At 64.7% G+C, this 16,429-nt stretch carries 17 protein-coding genes; 7 read left to right on the top strand and 10 right to left on the bottom strand.

Annotation, left to right across the window (positions count from 1 at the left end; genetic code table 11):
- The first annotated feature begins 312 nt into the window (after positions 1-312).
- Positions 313-639, top strand: a complete 327-nt coding sequence (locus VGH54_RS08730; protein ID WP_331511548.1) for a hypothetical protein — start codon at positions 313-315, stop codon at positions 637-639.
- Between the two features lie 6 nt (positions 640-645).
- On the opposite strand, the gene VGH54_RS08725 is transcribed toward VGH54_RS08730, so the two are convergent.
- The 5 genes from VGH54_RS08725 to VGH54_RS08705 all read right to left on the bottom strand — a co-directional run bounded on the left by VGH54_RS08725 (position 646) and on the right by VGH54_RS08705 (position 6,252).
- Positions 646-1,587, bottom strand: coding sequence for an NADP-dependent oxidoreductase (locus tag VGH54_RS08725; protein WP_331511547.1), 942 nt, complete (start codon positions 1,585-1,587; stop codon positions 646-648).
- A 196-nt stretch (positions 1,588-1,783) separates the two neighbouring features.
- A complete protein-coding gene (locus VGH54_RS08720; protein ID WP_331511550.1) occupies positions 1,784-2,521 on the bottom strand; it encodes a L,D-transpeptidase in 738 nt (245 codons plus the stop codon).
- A gap of 263 nt (positions 2,522-2,784) precedes the next feature.
- A complete protein-coding gene (locus VGH54_RS08715; RefSeq protein ID WP_331511545.1) occupies positions 2,785-4,944 on the bottom strand; it encodes an elongation factor G-like protein EF-G2 in 2,160 nt (719 codons plus the stop codon).
- A gap of 110 nt (positions 4,945-5,054) precedes the next feature.
- Complete coding sequence (locus tag VGH54_RS08710) at positions 5,055-5,462, bottom strand: TIGR03668 family PPOX class F420-dependent oxidoreductase (protein WP_331511544.1); 408 nt, start codon at positions 5,460-5,462, stop codon at positions 5,055-5,057.
- A gap of 28 nt (positions 5,463-5,490) precedes the next feature.
- Positions 5,491-6,252 (bottom strand): SDR family NAD(P)-dependent oxidoreductase, encoded by a 762-nt coding sequence (locus VGH54_RS08705; RefSeq protein ID WP_331511543.1) that lies wholly within the window; start codon positions 6,250-6,252, stop codon positions 5,491-5,493.
- A 181-nt stretch (positions 6,253-6,433) separates the two neighbouring features.
- Here VGH54_RS08705 and VGH54_RS08700 point away from each other — a divergent pair, with 181 nt between their 5' ends.
- From VGH54_RS08700 to VGH54_RS08685, 4 genes are all read left to right on the top strand, one after another.
- Positions 6,434-7,462, top strand: coding sequence for a S1C family serine protease (locus VGH54_RS08700; RefSeq protein WP_331511542.1), 1,029 nt, complete (start codon positions 6,434-6,436; stop codon positions 7,460-7,462).
- A 90-nt stretch (positions 7,463-7,552) separates the two neighbouring features.
- A complete protein-coding gene (treS, locus tag VGH54_RS08695) occupies positions 7,553-9,328 on the top strand; it encodes a maltose alpha-D-glucosyltransferase (protein ID WP_331511541.1) in 1,776 nt (591 codons plus the stop codon).
- On the top strand, positions 9,325-10,644 hold the full coding sequence (locus VGH54_RS08690) for a maltokinase N-terminal cap-like domain-containing protein (protein ID WP_331511540.1): 1,320 nt from the start codon (positions 9,325-9,327) through the stop codon (positions 10,642-10,644). The genes treS and VGH54_RS08690 overlap by 4 nt, the downstream gene beginning before the upstream one ends.
- 68 nt (positions 10,645-10,712) lie before the next feature.
- Positions 10,713-11,393 (top strand): YoaK family protein, encoded by a 681-nt coding sequence (locus VGH54_RS08685; RefSeq protein ID WP_331511539.1) that lies wholly within the window; start codon positions 10,713-10,715, stop codon positions 11,391-11,393.
- 66 nt (positions 11,394-11,459) lie between these two features.
- On the opposite strand, the gene VGH54_RS08680 is transcribed toward VGH54_RS08685, so the two are convergent.
- The 5 genes from VGH54_RS08680 to VGH54_RS08660 all read right to left on the bottom strand — a co-directional run bounded on the left by VGH54_RS08680 (position 11,460) and on the right by VGH54_RS08660 (position 15,326).
- The gene (locus VGH54_RS08680; protein WP_331511538.1) at positions 11,460-12,452 is read right to left on the bottom strand and encodes an alpha/beta hydrolase family protein; all 993 of its coding nucleotides are present in this window, start codon (positions 12,450-12,452) and stop codon (positions 11,460-11,462) included.
- A 232-nt stretch (positions 12,453-12,684) separates the two neighbouring features.
- Entirely contained in the window at positions 12,685-13,512 is an 828-nt protein-coding gene (locus VGH54_RS08675) for an ABC transporter permease (protein WP_414688680.1), read from the bottom strand.
- A complete protein-coding gene (locus VGH54_RS08670; protein ID WP_331511537.1) occupies positions 13,502-14,323 on the bottom strand; it encodes an ATP-binding cassette domain-containing protein in 822 nt (273 codons plus the stop codon). The genes VGH54_RS08675 and VGH54_RS08670 overlap by 11 nt, the downstream gene beginning before the upstream one ends.
- Complete coding sequence (locus tag VGH54_RS08665; RefSeq protein ID WP_331511536.1) at positions 14,320-14,772, bottom strand: MarR family winged helix-turn-helix transcriptional regulator; 453 nt, start codon at positions 14,770-14,772, stop codon at positions 14,320-14,322. The genes VGH54_RS08670 and VGH54_RS08665 overlap by 4 nt, the downstream gene beginning before the upstream one ends.
- A 56-nt stretch (positions 14,773-14,828) precedes the next feature.
- Positions 14,829-15,326 carry a metallophosphoesterase gene (locus VGH54_RS08660; protein ID WP_331511535.1) on the bottom strand — a complete coding sequence of 166 codons (498 nt, stop codon included), beginning with the start codon at positions 15,324-15,326 and terminating at the stop codon, positions 14,829-14,831.
- Positions 15,327-15,435: 109 nt separating this feature from the next.
- Between VGH54_RS08660 and VGH54_RS08655 the strand changes: the two genes are divergently transcribed.
- Together VGH54_RS08655 and VGH54_RS08650 are read left to right on the top strand one after the other, a co-directional pair.
- A complete protein-coding gene (locus VGH54_RS08655) occupies positions 15,436-15,891 on the top strand; it encodes a MaoC family dehydratase (RefSeq protein WP_325685195.1) in 456 nt (151 codons plus the stop codon).
- A 12-nt stretch (positions 15,892-15,903) separates the two neighbouring features.
- A partial coding sequence (locus tag VGH54_RS08650; protein ID WP_331511534.1) for an alpha/beta fold hydrolase occupies positions 15,904-16,429 on the top strand: 526 nt, incomplete at its 3' end.

Raw genomic sequence — 16,429 nt, 5'->3', positions numbered from 1 at the left:
TGTAACACCGGATACGCCGTGCAGTGCCGAAGCTCCGACGATGGGGGTGCATCGCCGTCAGGCGCCAACCCCCCGTCATGCGTGCACTTGTGGTGACACCCCCGTGTGTCCTGGCCGTGAGGAGGTGAGGGCGATATGAGTCCGAGCGATAGTCCGCGTCCATATTGGAAATCCATTTCGTCCCGATCCGGTAGCGGCCTTTCCGCCGTCGCCTGAGCCTCCCCGAAGTCGGTTCTGGTTGTGCCGACCTGTAATTGGCGGTGGCTGGACTCGCCCACAGCGATGGGTCGGGCTTTCCCTGAGGAGACGATCATGCGTCCCAACCCCGAGCGTCAGATTCATCGAGCCTGCGGCGACGTCCGCGCGGCACTGTTCAGTGCATTGGAGCTCCTCGCGGACGGCAGCATTCCCACGACCGCCGGCGACGACACGTTCAAGGTGCTCAGCGACTTGGGTAGGTTGCAGCGCCATCTCGCCGATGCGCTGCAAGCCACCAACCTGCTCGACCAGATGGTCGGCGTTCCGGTGGAGGAGCGTCAGCCGTGGTCGTACTACCGGAGCCGGATGGCCCAGAAAGCGAGACTGGTCAGCTCCGTCGACGATGACCGCGGCCTCACCGGCCACGCCACCGCGTCCTGACCAGGATCACGAAACCTGCGGCAGCAGAACGATCTTGCCGTGCGTGTGTCGTTGCTCGAGTTCGGCGAACGCATCGACGACCCGGTCGAGCGGGTAGGTCGCGGCGACGTCGAAGTCGAGTGCGCCGGAGCTGACCAGGTCGGCGACCTCGGTCAGCACCGCCGGCGTCGATGCCTCAGCGCTGCCTTCGCTTTTCGCACCGACCTCGGCGGCCTTCTCGAAGGAGATGATGGTGTTGATCCGCTCGGGTGACACCCCGAGGTCGACCGCGAGCTGCACATAGTCCGGTCCGAATAGGTCGATGAAGGCATCGATGCCGTCCGGTGCGGCCTGCTGCAGTCGTTGCGCCAACCCGTCGCCGTATTCGACCGGCACCACGCCATGCGCGCGGAGCCATTCCGCATTGCCCGACGATGCGATGCCCAGCACCCGCACGTCGCGCAACGCCAACAGCTGGACCACTAGGCTGCCAACGCCTCCGGCCGCGGCGGAGACCGCGATGGTCTCACCCGGTCGCGGCGCGACAGCGCGAACGGCCGCGTAGGCCGTGACGCCGACGACGTACAGCGAACCCGCGACCTCCCAACTGAGCTCGGCAGGTTTGTGGATCAGCTGGTCGACCGGGACTTTCGCGTGGGTGGCGTGGCTCGACCGCTGGAAACTGAAACCCAGCACCTCGTCGCCGACGGCGAAATCGCTGACACCGTCGCCGACCTCGAGCACGACGCCGGCCAGGTCGCTGCCCTCGCCGGACGGGAAGGTGGCGGGGAATCGCTCGTGCAGCGCCCCGCTGCGGATGCCGATCTCTCCGGGGTTGATGCCGGCCGCGCGAACCTCGACCAGCACCTCGCCGGCACCGGGCGACGGCCGATCGATATCGGCCACGTACAACTCCTCGCGCCCGCCGTAACGGTCGAAGCGGACTGCTCGCGCTTGTGCGGCTACCATCATGATCTCCCTGTCGTCGTTGCGAAAACCTCTTGGCTGCAGCGACTTTCAGCAAGCGAGCGGTATCAGACGGTACCGGGTAAGTTGCCTATGGGTTGCAGCCGTCTGTAGGCGCAACAGAGACAGCCCGGTGATCTAGTCCGACGCAGCGGTGTGACCGTCGTCACAGCCACGGGCCCAGCCGCAGATATCGGGGTCAGGCCACCACGTTGATGGGGTCACCCAGATGGACGGTGTCGAAGTACCACGCGGCGTTGTCCGGGCTGAGGTTGATGCAGCCGTGGCTGACGTTCGAGTAGCCCTGAGAGTCCACCGACCACGGGGCCGAGTGCACGTAGACGCCGCTCCAGGTGACCCGGACCGCGTACGACGCGGTGATCTTATATCCGTCCGACGACTCGAGGGGGATCCCGATGGTGCGGGAATCCATCACGACCGTGCGCTCTTTGGACAGCGCAGAGAAATGTCCCATCGGTGTCGGGCGGCTGGGCTTGCCCATCGATGCCGGCATCGTGCGCAACACCTCGCCATTCTGGCTGACCGTGAACGTGTGCGCGGAGATGCTGGCCACGCCCACGAGCTGATCACCAGTGTCGAAACCGGTTGACAGCGCGTGCACTTTGACGCCGACGTGGCTGTGGGCCGGCCAGTAACCATCCGGCTTCCATTCGACGGTATTGGTGTCGACCCAGTCGAACCGCCCGGTCAGATGGTTCGGCGCGGTGATCTTGATTGCCCGTTCGGCGGCCGCGCGGTTGGTGACCGGAGCGCTGAACGTGACGATCACCGGGTGGGCCACACCCACCACCGCGCCGTTGGCCGGCTGGATCGATGCAACACCCGCGGCCTGGTTAGGCGGTGCGATCGCTGCCGTGCCCGTGGCCACCGATCCCGCGACGGCCAGCATTGCGGTCAGGACCGCAAGCCACCCCATTCGAATCGCTCTCACCACGGTGTCCACCCTCCGAGATGATGCAAGCTCGTAACGCCCGCATTCCGTAGCTCTAATATGCCCTATCCGGCGCTCAGCAAACCGATCATTAGTTGCGCAAGTCGCGATCGATCACCCACATGGCGAGCATCGTCGCAGTTCACACACAAAACATGCCCCAGATTATGATATCGAAGTGTTGCGCTGGGCGCGGTGTGGCAAGCGGAAATCGCCCCGGCTATGCAGCGGCTGTGCGCGCAGCGTCGTCAGCCCGCGGACTTCACCCGCGCCGCAGCGGATTCCGGCATCGGTTCATACCGGACGAAGGTGCGGGTGAACGAGGCCGATCCGTGTGAGAGCGAGCGCAAATCGATTGCGTAACGCGTCAACTCGACCTGCGGCACTTCGGCTTTCACCAATGTGCGGTCGTTGCCGGCGGTATCGGTCCCCAACACCCGGCCGCGCCGCCCGGACAAGTCGCTCATCACGGCGCCGACGAGGTCGTCGGGTATCAACACCGAGATCTCATCGATCGGCTCGAGCAGCGCCGCCTTCGCTGCCGCCGCGGCTTCTTTCAGCGCCAGTGCGCCGGCCATCTGGAAGGCGAAATCTGAGGAGTCCACGCTGTGCGCCTTGCCGTCGAGCAGGGTGACCCGGATGTCGACGACGGGATAACCGGCGTGCACACCCTTTTCCATCTGAGCGCGCACGCCCTTCTCGACGCTCGGGATGAACTGGCGCGGCACCGCGCCGCCGACCACCTTGTCGACGAACTCGAACCCGGAGCCTTCGGGTAGGGGTTCGACCTCGATGTCGCACACCGCGTACTGACCGTGTCCACCGGATTGTTTGACGTGCCGGCCGTGACCTTTCGCCTTGCTGCCAAAGGTTTCTCGCAGCGGCACCCGGAGCTCGACGGTATCCACCGTGACGCCGTACCGATTGGCCAGTGCGTCCAGCACCACACCGGCGTGCGCTTCGCCCATGCACCACAACACGATCTGGTGCGTTTCCGGGTTCTGCTCGATCCGCAGCGTCGGGTCCTCGGCGGCCAATCGTCCCAGCCCGACCGACAGCTTGTCCTCGTCGGTCTTGGCATGTGCCTGAATCGCCACCGGTAGCAACGATTCCGGCATCGTCCACGGCTTGAGCACCAGCGGCTGCGCCTTGTCGGAGAGTGTGTCTCCCGTTTCGGCCCGGCTCAGACGTCCGATGGCGCACATGTCGCCGGGCAGCACCATCGATGCCGGCCGCTGCTGCTTGCCCAGCGGGAAGGACAGCGCACCGATGCGCTCATCCTCGTCGTGGTCCGCGTGGCCGGCCAATGAATCGGGGCCGGCGCCGTCCGGCGAGCCGAAGAACGACGAGAAATGGCCCGACACATGAACAGTCGTGTCGGGCCTGATGGTCCCGGAGAACACCCGGACCAGGCTGAGCCTGCCGACGTAGGGGTCCGACGTCGTCTTCACCACCTCGGCCAGCAGCGGCGAGTCGGAGCCGCAGGTCACCTTCGTGAACGCAGCGCCTTGCGCCGTAAAGACTTCCGGCAGTGGGTGTTCGCGCGGTGACGGGAACCCGCGGGTGGCGACCTCGAGCAATTCCAGGGTGCCCATGCCGGTGCTGCTGCAGACCGGGATCACCGGGAAGAACGAACCGCGGGCGACCGCTTTCTCCAGATCATCGATCAGCACCGCTTCATCGATCTTCTCGCCGCCCAGGTAGCGCTCCATCAGCGACTCGTCTTCGGATTCCTCGATGATTCCCTCTATCAATGTGCCGCGGGCCTCCTCGATCTGATCGGCGTAGGAGGCGTCCGGCGCATGCGTGGTCCGCTTGCCTTTCGCGTACTCGTAGTGCGTCTGCGACAGCAGACCGATCACGCCGTCGCCGGCAGGAAGATAGAGCGGTAAAACCTTGTCGCCGAACGCATTCTGTGCCGCCGAGAGCGCATTCTGGTAGCTGGCCCGGGCGTGGTCGAGTTTGGTGATCACCACGGCCCGCGGCATCCCGACCTGGCTGCACTCCTGCCACAGCGACTTCGTCGGCTCGTCGACTTCCTCGTTGGCCGCGATCACGAACAGCGCGCAGTCCGCAGCGCGCAACCCGGCCCGCAATTCGCCGACGAAGTCGGCGTAGCCCGGGGTATCGACGAGGTTGACCTTGACGCCGTCGTGCGACAGCGACGCCAAAGCGAGACCGACCGAACGCTGCTGGCGGATCTCGGCTTCGTCGTGATCGCAGACGGTGGTGCCGTCGGCGATACAGCCGGGTCTGGACAACACGCCGGACGCGACAAGAAGGGCGTCGACCAAGGTGGTCTTGCCGCCGCCGGACGGGCCTACCAGCACCACGTTCCGGACGGCGGCCGGATCGTCTACGGCGGGAGCGGCTCCTGCACCGTTCGAACTGATGGACTTGTCTGCCATGACGTCACTCCCTCGCGGCCCGCGTAATCGTGATGCACGTCACTTTTCTCCTAGCGTCCGCGCAAAACAAGGGTGAACAGGCGGTGAAGGAAATCAGGAGAGACGGCCGCTCAGGCGTGCCAGCTGTTCCAGCGCTGGACCGCGACGGTGACCACCGGGCCGTCCAGCAAAACCGATTGGTATTGAGCATATTTCGCGCGCAGGAGATCGCGGCCGACGCGCACGGTGTCACCGTCATGATGGATTGCGGCAACACCGTCGGCGCGGACCCACCACAACTGTGTCCAGTCATCGGCGTAGTGGTCGACCAGCAGGCTCACCTGCGGATTGCGCTCGATGTTGGCGAGCCGGCGCAACCGTTGGGTCGTCTTGGGTTTGGCGTCGACGGCGGTATAGATGACGTTGTCGTGCAGCGCGAACACCGCCGGCACCAGATGCGGTCGGCCGTCGGGGGCGGCGGTGGCCAACCGGGCTACCGGTGCGCGCGCGAAGCGGGCCTGGGGGTCGAATTCGACCACATCGCCGAGCCTAGATGCCGGAGTCGATTTAGGTAATGCTGAGGCCGCCGTCGACGACGATCGTCTGTCCGGTGACGTATCCGCCTGCCGCCGATGCCAGCCAGACCGCGGTTGCCGCGAGTTCGCGGCCGTCGCCCAACCGGCCCAGGATCAGGCGATGCGACTGGCTCTCCAGGTAGCCGGGTTTGTACTCGTCGGTCATTTCGGTTTTGAAGAACCCCGGAGCGAGGGCGTTGACCCGAATGCCCTTGCGCGCGCCCCATTGCTGCGCCAGATCCCGGGTGAGCCCGATGATCGCGGCCTTGCTCGCGCTGTAGGCCGCCTGCGGCAGTCCGGCGGTGGTGATCCCCAGAATGCTGGCGATGTTGATCACCGAGCTTCCGGGCCGCATGACCCGCCCGCAGGCCTGTGCCACCCAGTACGCGCCGTTGAGGTTGACGTCGATCACCGAGCGGAACTGCTCGGGTGTCTCGCGGGTCGCCGGGTGCGCGGTCCCCACGCCGGCGTTGTTGATCAACACGTCGACCCGGCCGAAGGTCTGCATCGCGGCATCGACCAGCGCCTGGCATTGCTCGGGCTCGCTGACGTCGGTCGCGATGGTGAGCGCCTTGCGACCGCCGGCCTCGACGAGAGACGCCGTCTCGGCCAACCTGTCGACGCGGCGGGCGCCTAACACGACATCGGCTCCGGCCTCGGCGAATGCCTGGGCGAACGACACGCCCAACCCGGACGAAGCGCCGGTCACGATCACGACTTTGTCGTCGAGCCGAAATGAATCAAGCACGCCCATGCGAAGCACCTTTGCTCATCAGTTGCCGTTCAGCCGAAGCTATGAAGCTACCGCTTGGCAATCGATATGCCTGATCGAGCGACGCAGGCTACGGTTATGTGAACGGAGTTGTGTCGTCAAGATCAAAACGTTGCGACATTTCTGGCTGAATCGGCTGGTACTTACGCAGGAGGTAATGGGGATGAGCGGATCGCACCGCGGCATACCGCGGGGGTCGCTGCGCTTGCTCAGTCTGTCGGCAGCGACAGCCCTGGCTCTGGCGACGGCGCCCGCGCACGCGTCACCGCTGACGACGCCTGCCCCCCGCGACGCGCAGACCGCTGCCGCGCAGGTAGGTCCCGAAATCGTGGACATCGACGCCAAGCTTGGATTCCAGAGCGCGATCGGCGCCGGAACCGGCATCGTGATCGACCCCAGCGTCGTCCTCACCAACAACCATGTGATCGCCGGCGCGACCGACCTCACCGCGAGGTCCGTAGCGAATGGCCAGACCTATCCGGCGACGGTGATCGGTTTCGACCGCAAACATGACATCGCCGTTCTGCAACTGGCCGGAGGCGGCTTGCCGGTGGCCAACATCGGCAACTCCGACACGGTGAAGGTGGGTGATCCAGTTGTCTCGCTGGGTAACGCCGGTGGTGCCGGGGGGGCGCCGAGCGTCGAGGAGGGGCGCATCGGCGCGCTGGGCCAGACGGTATCGGCAAACGATGCGCTGACCGGTAGCAACGAGACTCTGAACGGCCTGATGGAGGTCGACGCGAACATCCGCCCGGGTGACTCCGGTGGCCCAACGGTCAACGCCGCCAACCAGGTGATCGGCATGAACACCGCTGCAACCGCGAACTTCCACCTTGGCCGCGGCCAGGGCTTTGCGATCCCGATCAACGAGGCGATGGCCATCGCCGGGCAGATTCGGTCCGGCGCTTCGTCGCCAACAGTGCACATCGGGCCGACCGCGTTTCTCGGAGTCGGAGTCAACGACGCCCCGGGTGGCGGGGGCGCCATCGTCCGGCAGGTGATTCCGACCGGTCCCGCCGCCGGGGCCGGTATCAATCCGGGTGACGTGATCACCTCGATCAATGGCCAGCCGGTGAACTCGGCTGCCGCACTGACGAACATTCTCGACCAGCACCACCCCGGCGAGGGCGTCAGCGTGGGGGTGCACGGACGGGAAGCCAATGTGACATTAGGGGACGGCCCGCCGGGCTAATCCAACGTCGCAGCTCATGCAGCTGTGCTCAATTCGTCTGGCGCATAAGGTTTTCGATGCCGCACCTCGGGTACGTGTAACGTCGTGGACTTGACCAGGGACAGAGAACACACGTCCGAACATGATCCCGCGGAGGGAAGCCGCGTCGAAGACGGCGTCGTCGAGCATCCCAACGCCGACGAATTCACCGAAGCCAAGTCACTGCCCGCTAACCCCACCTGGTTCAAGCACGCGGTCTACTACGAGGTGTTGGTCCGGGCCTTCTTGGACGGCGATGCCGACGGATCCGGTGACCTGCGTGGCCTGCTGCAGCGGCTGGACTATTTGCAGTGGCTCGGCATCGATTGCATATGGCTGCCGCCGTTCTACGACTCACCGTTGCGCGACGGCGGCTACGACATTCGCGACTTCTACAAAGTGCTGCCGGAGTTCGGCACGGTCGACGACTTCGTCGCGCTGCTCAACGCCGCGCACGAGCGGGGCATCCGCGTCATCACCGACCTCGTGATGAACCACACCTCCGAATCGCACCCGTGGTTTCAGGAATCGCGCCACGACCCCGACGGCCCCTACGGCGACTTTTACGTGTGGAGCGACAGCAGCGACAAGTACACCGACGCCCGAATCATCTTCATCGACACCGAAGAATCGAACTGGACGTTCGATCCAGTGCGCCACCAGTTCTATTGGCACCGCTTCTTTTCCCATCAGCCGGATCTGAACTACGACAACCCGGCAGTTCAGGAAGCGATGATCGACGTCCTCCGGTTCTGGCTGGACCTCGGGATCGATGGGTTCCGGCTGGACGCCGTGCCGTACCTATTCGAGCGCGAAGGCACCAACTGCGAGAACCTGCCCGAGACCCACGCGTTCCTGAAGCGAGTGCGCAAGGTCGTCGATGACGAGTTCCCGGGCAGGGTGCTGTTGGCCGAGGCCAATCAGTGGCCCAGCGACGTCGTCGAGTACTTCGGCGACGCCACTACCGGCGGCGACGAATGCCACATGGCGTTCCACTTCCCGCTGATGCCACGCATCTTCATGGCGGTACGGCGCGAGTCGCGCTTCCCGATCTCGGAAATCCTGGCGCAGACGCCGGAGATTCCAGACATGGCGCAATGGGGAATCTTCCTGCGCAACCACGATGAGCTGACGCTGGAGATGGTCTCCGACGAAGAGCGCGACTACATGTACTCCGAGTACGCCAAGGATCCGCGGATGAAGGCCAACGTCGGGATTCGCCGCCGGTTGGCGCCGCTGCTGGACAACGACCGCAACCAGATCGAACTGTTCACTGCGCTGCTGCTGTCGCTGCCCGGATCGCCGGTGCTTTATTACGGCGACGAGATCGGCATGGGCGACGTGATCTGGCTGGGTGATCGCGACGGCGTGCGCACGCCGATGCAGTGGACCCCGGACCGCAATGCCGGATTCTCCAAGGCCAACCCCGGCCGGCTGTATCTGCCGCCGAGTCAGGACTCGGTCTACGGATATCAGGCCGTCAATGTCGAAGCCCAGCGCGACACCTCGACGTCGCTGCTCAACTTCACCCGGATGATGCTCGCGGTTCGTCGCAGACACGACGCCTTCGCCATCGGGAGCTTCGAGGAGCTGGGCGGCTCCAACCCATCGGTGCTGGCGTTCCTGCGCCAGGCGCCGGATGACGGCGACGTCGTGCTCTGCGTGAACAATCTGTCGCGTTTCCCCCAGCCCCTCGAGCTGAACCTGCAACATTGGAGCGGTCACACGCCGATCGAGCTCACCGGGCATGTCGAGTTCCCGCGCATCGGCCACTTGCCCTATCTGCTAACCCTGCCGGGCCACGGGTTCTACTGGTTCCAGTTGTGCGGGTCTGAGGAGTCGCAATGAACTTGCCGTGGTCGGATTGGCTACCCCAGCAGCGCTGGTACGCCGGGCGTAGCCGCGAACTGGCCACCGCCGAGCCCGGTCTCGTTGTAGGTTTACGCGACAATCTGGATCTCGCGCTGGTGGACGTGACCTACACCGACGGCTCGGCCGAGCGCTACCAGGTGATCGTCGGCTGGGATTCCGAGCCGCCCACCGAGTACAACACCGTCGCCACCATCGGAGCCGAGGGCGATCGCACTGGCTTCGACGCGCTCTATGATCCGGACTCCGCCGCGTTTCTGCTGTCGCTGGTCGACTCGTCGGCCAGCCGGGAGGGCGTGTCGTTCGGCAAAGAGCCGGACGCCACCCTGCCACTGGACGCCTATCCACGCGTGTCGGACGCCGAACAGAGCAACACCAGCGTGATCTTCGATCGCGATGCCATCTTGAAGGTGTTTCGCCGCATCAGCCCCGGCGTCAACCCCGATATCGAGCTCAACCGGGTCCTCGGCCGGGCGGGAAACCCACACGTGGCGCGCCTGCTGGGTACCTACGAGCTGACCGGTGTGGACAGCGACACCAGCTGTCCGCTGGGCATGGTGACCGAGTATGAAGGCAACGCGGCCGAGGGTTGGGCGATGGCCACCGCCAGCGTTCGCGACTTGTTCGCCGAGGGCGACCTCTACGCCTACGAGGTCGGTGGTGACTTCGCCGGCGAGTCCTACCGGCTGGGCGAAGCCGTCGCGTCAGTACATGGCGGGCTCGCCGAGGCGCTCGGTACTTCGCAGGCCCCGTTCCCGGTCGACACCATGCTGGCCCGGTTGTCGTCGGCGGCCGGCGCGGTGCCCGAGCTCGAGCAGTACGCGCCGGCGATCGAGCATCGTTTCCAGAAGTTGGCCGGGCAGACCATCACAGTGCAGCGGGTGCACGGCGACCTGCATTTGGGACAGGTGCTGCGAACGCCCGAATCCTGGCTGCTGATCGACTTCGAAGGCGAGCCGGGCCAGCCGCTAGAGGAGCGCCGCGCACCGGACTCCGTGCTGCGCGACGTGGCAGGGCTGTTGCGATCGTTCGAGTACGCCGCCTACGGACCGCTGGTCGACCAGTCCGCCGACAAGCAATTGGCCGCGCGCGCCCGAGAGTGGGTGCAGCGCAACCGAACTGCGTTCTGTGATGGTTATGCGGCGGCATCCGGCGTCGACCCGCGTGATTCGGCGTTGATTCTGGCGGCGTACGAGCTGGACAAGGCGGTTTATGAGGCGGGTTACGAGTCTCGGCACCGGCCCGGTTGGCTACCCATTCCGCTGCGGTCGATCGCCAAGTTTGTAGCAGATTGATGTGAGTCTCACCTGAATGGCCGTCCCCGCCCTGCCATCGGTGTAACTCTTTTGAAAGCATAGATTTCATGCTGCGTAAGACATTCGACAGTGAGGCGCGCTTGTCGTGGATGCTGGCGGTGCTTGCCGGTGTGCTCGGTGCGACGGCCTTTACCCACTCGGCCGGGTATTTCGTCACGTTCATGACCGGAAACGCGCAGCGCGCGGTGTTGGGTTATTTCCGCGGCGACGTGCTGTTGTCACTGACCGCCGGCCTGCTGCTGCTGAGCTTCGTCGCCGGTGTGGTGGTCGCATCGGTGTGTCGGCGGCATTTCTGGGTCGCGCATCCGCACGGCCCGACGGTGCTGGCGACCTTCAGCTTGTTGGCGGCCACGTTCGTGGACATCTTGGACGAAGGCTGGGAAGAGAACCAGCTCGACTTCCCGCCGATCATGTTGCTGACCTTTGGGATTGGGGCGCTGAACACGTCGTTTGTCAAGGACGGTGAAGTGTCGGTGCCGTTGAGTTACGTCACCGGAACGCTGGTCAAGATGGGACAGGGCATCGAACGGCACATCGCCGGCGGCAACCTGTGGGATTGGCTCGGCTACTTCCTGCTGTTCAGCAGCTTCGTCTTCGGCGCCACGGTGGGTGGTGTCATCAGCATCTTCGTCAACGGGACCGGGATGCTGGTGTTCGCTTCGGCGATGTGCACGTTGGCAACCGCCTATACGTACTTTCATCAGGACCGCCGCGCCTTATTGAATTAGCTTCCGGCACAAATACATCGGCAGCAGCGCTGGGGGAGCGCTGCTGCCGATGCGTGGGTGGAGATGTCAGGTGGTGCCTTGACCCCCGCTCAGGGTCCGCTGAATGTCGGGCTTCATGGCGACCAGTTGCTGGTTCCAGTAGCCCCAGTCATGCGTTCCGTTGGGCGGGAAGTTGAACGTGCCGTTGCGGCCACCCGCGGCGGTGTAGTTGTCGCGGAACTGCTCGTTGGTGCGCAGCGTGAACTGCTCCAGGAACTTGGCCGGCATGCTGTCGCCGCCAAGCTCGTTCGGAGTGCCGTTGCCGCAGTACACCCAGATGCGGGTGTTGTTCTGCACCAGGCGGGGGATCTGGACCATCGCGTCGTTGCGCTTCCACGCCGGGTCGCTCGTCGGGCCCCACATGTTGGTGGCGTTGTAGCCGCCCGCATCGCCCATCGCCAGGCCGATCAGCGTCGGCCACCAGCCTTCGGAAGGGTTCAGGAAGCCGGACAGCGACGCCGCGTAGGAGAACTGCTGCGGGTAGTACGCGGCCAGGATCATTGAGGAACCACCGGCCATCGAAAGACCCACCGCGGCATTGCCGTTCGGCGATATGCCTCGGTTGGCTTGCAGGTAAACCGGAAGCTCCCGAGTCACGAACGTTTCCCACTTGTAGGTCTGGCAACCCGCCTTACCGCAGGCCGGCTGGTACCAGTCGCTGTAGAAGCTGGACTGCCCGCCGACCGGCATGATCACCGACAGGCCGGACTGGTAGTACTCCTCGAAAGCGGGAGTGTTGATGTCCCAGCCGTTGAAGTCGTCCTGGGCGCGCAGCCCGTCGAGCAGGTAGACCGCGTGCGGTCCGCCGCCCTGGAACTCGACCTTGATGCTGCGGCCCATCGCCGCAGAGGGTACGTCTAGATATTCGACCGGCAGGCCCTTCTTGGAGAACGCCCCCACGGTCGCCGAGCCGCCGATAGCACCGACCACACCGACCAGCAATGCTGCCCCGATGGTCGCGATTGCCAGTCGGCGCGGCAAACGCGACGCCGCACCGCGGAACTTCTCTGCGAACTTCATAGCTCCTATCCCAACTTTCATCTGCCGCATAAGCGGTCGAATAGCTGTCTGTGGCAGTCAAACACGCAAGTAACTACATGGCTGTTAGTCACCTCGGGGTGTGCGATCGCGGTTTGCTAACGATTGAGGCTCGAAGCGTTACCCACAGATAACGATTCCGACTCGGAGCTACCCGAGAACGAAACAGCCCCTGCCGAACCGAGTTCAGCAGGGGGCGTTACTTATTCGTGACCTATGTGACCAGCCGCCGCAAAAGCGTTGACGCAGTGGCAATTCCGAGAATCGCGGCAACCACCAACACCACGATGTCCAGCGGGTTGAACGGTGTGCCGATCAGCAGCGCCCGCAGGGCATGGACTTCATAACTGAGCGGGTTGACCGTGCTGACCACGTGCAGCCAGGCCGGCATGACGCCGACCGGGTACAGCGCGTTGGACGCAAAGAACAGCGGCATGGTGATCGCCTGGCCGATTCCCATCAATCGGTCGCGACTTCGCACCAGCCCGGCCAACGTCATCGACAGGCAGGCGAAAAACGCCGAACCCAGCATGACGACGCCCATCGCGACCAGGATCCGCAGCGGGTTGATCGTCATCCCGATGCCCATCAGGTAGGCCAGCGCCAACACGCCGACGACCTGGGCCACCGATCGCACCCCGGCCGCGAACGCCTTGCCGGAGATCAGCGCCGAGGCGGGCGCCGGTGTCACCAACAGCTTGGCCAGGATGCCGGCATCGCGGTCCCAGATGATCTGGATGCCGTAGAAGATCGAGATGAACAACGCCGACTGGGCGATGATGCCCGGAGCCAGGAACGCCAGGTAAGACACCGGCCCGGTGTTGATCACGTGCAGCTTGCTGAACGTGGTGCCGAAGATCAGTAGCCACAGCGCCGGTTGCACCATTCGCGTGACGAGTTCGGTGCGATCGCGCCGCAACTTTTGCATCTCCACGATCGCGAATGCGCTGACGCGGCTCAATGTCGCGGGCACGCGATGCCATCCGCGCGGCGCGCGAGTCAGCGTCATGGGCGCGGGCTTGACAGCGGTATCAACTGGCACGGCTGGCAACCTTTCTGCTGGACCGGATTTCGCGGAATGACCCGGAGCCCTCGGGCTGCTTCGACAGGTCCGACGCGGTGTAATGCCGGAAGACGTCTTCGAGCGTGGCGCACGACGAGACCGTCGACTTCAGCTTCGTCGGCGTCCCGACGGCGCGAAGCGTGCCGTGATGCATCAGCGCAACCCGGTCGCACAAGGCGTCGGCCTCTTCCATGTAATGCGTGGTCAGCAGCACCGTCATGCCGAACTGACCCTGCATGTTCAGCACGTGCGTCCACACGCGGTCGCGCGCGATCGGATCCAGCCCCACCGTTGGTTCGTCGAGCACCAGCAGTGACGGGCGGTTAACCAACGCCTGCGCCACCTCCAGGCGGCGAACCATCCCGCCGGAGTACGTTCCCGCCGCACGCTCGGCGACGTCGAGCAATTCCATGGCGTCCAGCGCTTCATCCACCCGCTCGGATCGCTGCTCGCGCGGCACACCGTACAACCTGGCGAACCAGGCCACGTTCTGTCGGCCGGTCAGCGCCGGCTCGATCGAAAGCTGCTGCGGCACATAGCCGATGTTGCTGCGGATATCGATCGTCTGATCGCGGGCGTCAAGGCCGAAGATGCGTAACTCGCCGTGCTGCACGGGTGTCAGCGTGGTGAGCATCCGCACCACCGTGGTCTTGCCGGCGCCGTTGGGCCCCAGCAGGCCCATCGTCTCGCCCGGCCGCACCTGCAACGTCACGTCATCGACGGCGGTGACGTTGCCGTAGCGATAGGTCAGATTGCGGGCGTCGACCGCCATCGGCAGTGCTGCGCTCATTGTCGTCGCTCCTGTAGTCGTCGGGTCATGGTGTCGAGTACCTCCAACCCCTTTGCCAGAGAATCGATCTGGGCGTCGTCGAGTTCGTTGAGCACCTCGGCTAGCGCTGCCTTCCGGGTCGCGCGCGAGGAATCGACGATCTGCTGGGCGGCGCTGGTCAGTCGTAACTGGCCGACGCGGCGATCGGTTTGACCCGCGGTCCGCACCAGCAGGTCCTTGTCGACCAGCTTGGACACCAGGGTCGAGGCGGTGTTGGCGACCAGCCCCAGCTCGGCTGCGGCAGCGCTGACCGAGATGTCGGGTTGGCGGCCGACCAGCCACAGCAATTCCGACTGCGATTCGGTGAGGCGTACCGAGTCGAAACCGCGCCCGGTCGATCTGCGAAGTTGCCGACGGAATCTGCCGATGACCCGCGACACCTCGGTAACAGGGTCGATGAGAGTGTTCACTTGTATCTGTTTACGAGCTAAATATGTGTGGACGCTATGTCCGAGCTAGCAGCGAGCTACTTCTCCAGACGATGCAGCACGACGTCGGTGAGCGCACCGTCGTCGACGCGCGCAGTCATGTAGGTGCAGAACGGCTGCCGACGGCGATCGGTCGGTGAGCCCGGGTTCAGCAGCCGCAGGCCGGTGCTGGTCGTGGTGTCCCAGGGGATGTGGCTGTGGCCGAACACCAGGACGTCGGTGTCGGGGTATTGGCGTGACATCCGGGCGTCCCGGCCGGTGGACGCGCCGGTCTCGTGGACGATGGTGAAGCGCAGCCCGTCCAACACGACGTCGGCACGTTCGGGCAGTCGGGCACGCAGTACCGCACCGTCGTTGTTGCCCCAGCAAGCCACCAGTCGCGCGGCCCTGGCCGTCAGCTCATCGAGCAACTCGGGTTCCACCCAGTCGCCGGCGTGCAAGACCACGTCTGCCCGCGCCACCTCGTCCCACACGCGCGTCGGCAGATCACGGGCCCGGCGTGGCACGTGCGTATCGGCGAGAAGCAGCAACCTCACCGGGCCATCCTCTACCAAGGCCGACGGTGTCTGCTTCGCGGGCGAGTGGCACGATGCTTCTTAGCGCCGCCCGCGTAGCCGTCGGGCCGACTCAAAGGAGAGAAACGCTATGCGCACCTTCGAATCAGTCGCCGACCTCGCCGCGATCAAGGGTGAAAGCATCGGAGAAAGCGAGTGGGTGACGATCAGCCAGGAAGACGTCAACCTGTTCGCCGACGCGACCGGCGATCACCAGTGGATCCACGTCGACCCGGAGCGGGCGGCCAAGGGTCCGTTCGGCAAGACGATCGCGCACGGTTTCATGACGCTGGCACTGCTGCCCCGGCTGCAGCACCAGATGTACACCGTCAACGGCATCAAGCTTGCAATCAACTACGGACTCAACAAGGTCCGCTTTCCTGCGCCGGTCCCGGTCGGCTCTCGCGTCCGCGCGAAGAGTTCTCTGGTCAATGTCGAGGACCTGGGCAACGGCGCGGTGCAGGCCACCGTGTCGACCACCGTGGAGGTCGAGGGCTCGGACAAACCGGCGTGCGTGGCCGAGAGCGTCGTTCGCTACATCGCGTAGGGCGGCGGGGTCGTGGACGCTAGCCTGGCTTCCTGGCTGGATGAAGGACTGTACTTCGACTATCTCGGCTTCGAGATCTTCTATCGGGTGGAGGGCAGCGGTCCTCCGCTGCTGCTGATCCACGGTTACCCGTTCAATTCCTTTGACTGGGAGCCGATTTGGCCGACGCTGACGCAGCGATTCACGGTGATCGCGCCCGACATGATGGGAATGGGCTTCTCGGCCAAGCCCGTCGCGTACGAATACTCGGTGCATGACCACGCCGACATGCACGAGGCGCTGCTGGCTCACCTGGGCATCGGTAACGCGCACATCCTGGCCCACGACATCGGTGACTCCGTCGGACAGGAACTGTTGGCCCGTCACGAATTTCGTCAACACGCCTATGGCGCGCTGCGCATTCACTCGATCACTTGGCTCAACGGCGGCATGTTCGTCGAGACCTACACGCCGCGGGTGGCGCAGAAGCTGATGTCGGGAACTCCGCTCGGCGACATCTTGAGTCCGGTGCAGAACAGTCCGTTGTCACGTCGGCTGC

The organism is Mycobacterium sp. (genome assembly GCF_036488105.1).
GTDB lineage: Bacteria > Actinomycetota > Actinomycetes > Mycobacteriales > Mycobacteriaceae > Mycobacterium.
This window is presented reverse-complemented; position numbering and strand designations above follow the sequence as displayed.

Excerpts from the sequence above, each read along its gene's own strand:
- VGH54_RS08725 (WP_331511547.1), bottom strand. The coding sequence starts at position 1,587 with ATGGTAGCCGCACAAGCGCGAGCAGTCCGCTTCGACCGTTACGGCGGG.
- VGH54_RS08685 (WP_331511539.1), top strand. The coding sequence starts at position 10,713 with ATGCTGCGTAAGACATTCGACAGTGAGGCGCGCTTGTCGTGGATGCTG.
- VGH54_RS08655 (WP_325685195.1), top strand. The coding sequence starts at position 15,436 with ATGCGCACCTTCGAATCAGTCGCCGACCTCGCCGCGATCAAGGGTGAA.
- VGH54_RS08700 (WP_331511542.1), top strand. The coding sequence starts at position 6,434 with ATGAGCGGATCGCACCGCGGCATACCGCGGGGGTCGCTGCGCTTGCTC.
- VGH54_RS08680 (WP_331511538.1), bottom strand. The coding sequence starts at position 12,452 with ATGAAGTTCGCAGAGAAGTTCCGCGGTGCGGCGTCGCGTTTGCCGCGC.
- VGH54_RS08730 (WP_331511548.1), top strand. The coding sequence starts at position 313 with ATGCGTCCCAACCCCGAGCGTCAGATTCATCGAGCCTGCGGCGACGTC.
- VGH54_RS08690 (WP_331511540.1), top strand. The coding sequence starts at position 9,325 with ATGAACTTGCCGTGGTCGGATTGGCTACCCCAGCAGCGCTGGTACGCC.
- VGH54_RS08715 (WP_331511545.1), bottom strand. The coding sequence starts at position 4,944 with ATGGCAGACAAGTCCATCAGTTCGAACGGTGCAGGAGCCGCTCCCGCC.
- VGH54_RS08720 (WP_331511550.1), bottom strand. The coding sequence starts at position 2,521 with ATGGGGTGGCTTGCGGTCCTGACCGCAATGCTGGCCGTCGCGGGATCG.
- VGH54_RS08670 (WP_331511537.1), bottom strand. The coding sequence starts at position 14,323 with ATGAGCGCAGCACTGCCGATGGCGGTCGACGCCCGCAATCTGACCTAT.
- VGH54_RS08705 (WP_331511543.1), bottom strand. The coding sequence starts at position 6,252 with ATGGGCGTGCTTGATTCATTTCGGCTCGACGACAAAGTCGTGATCGTG.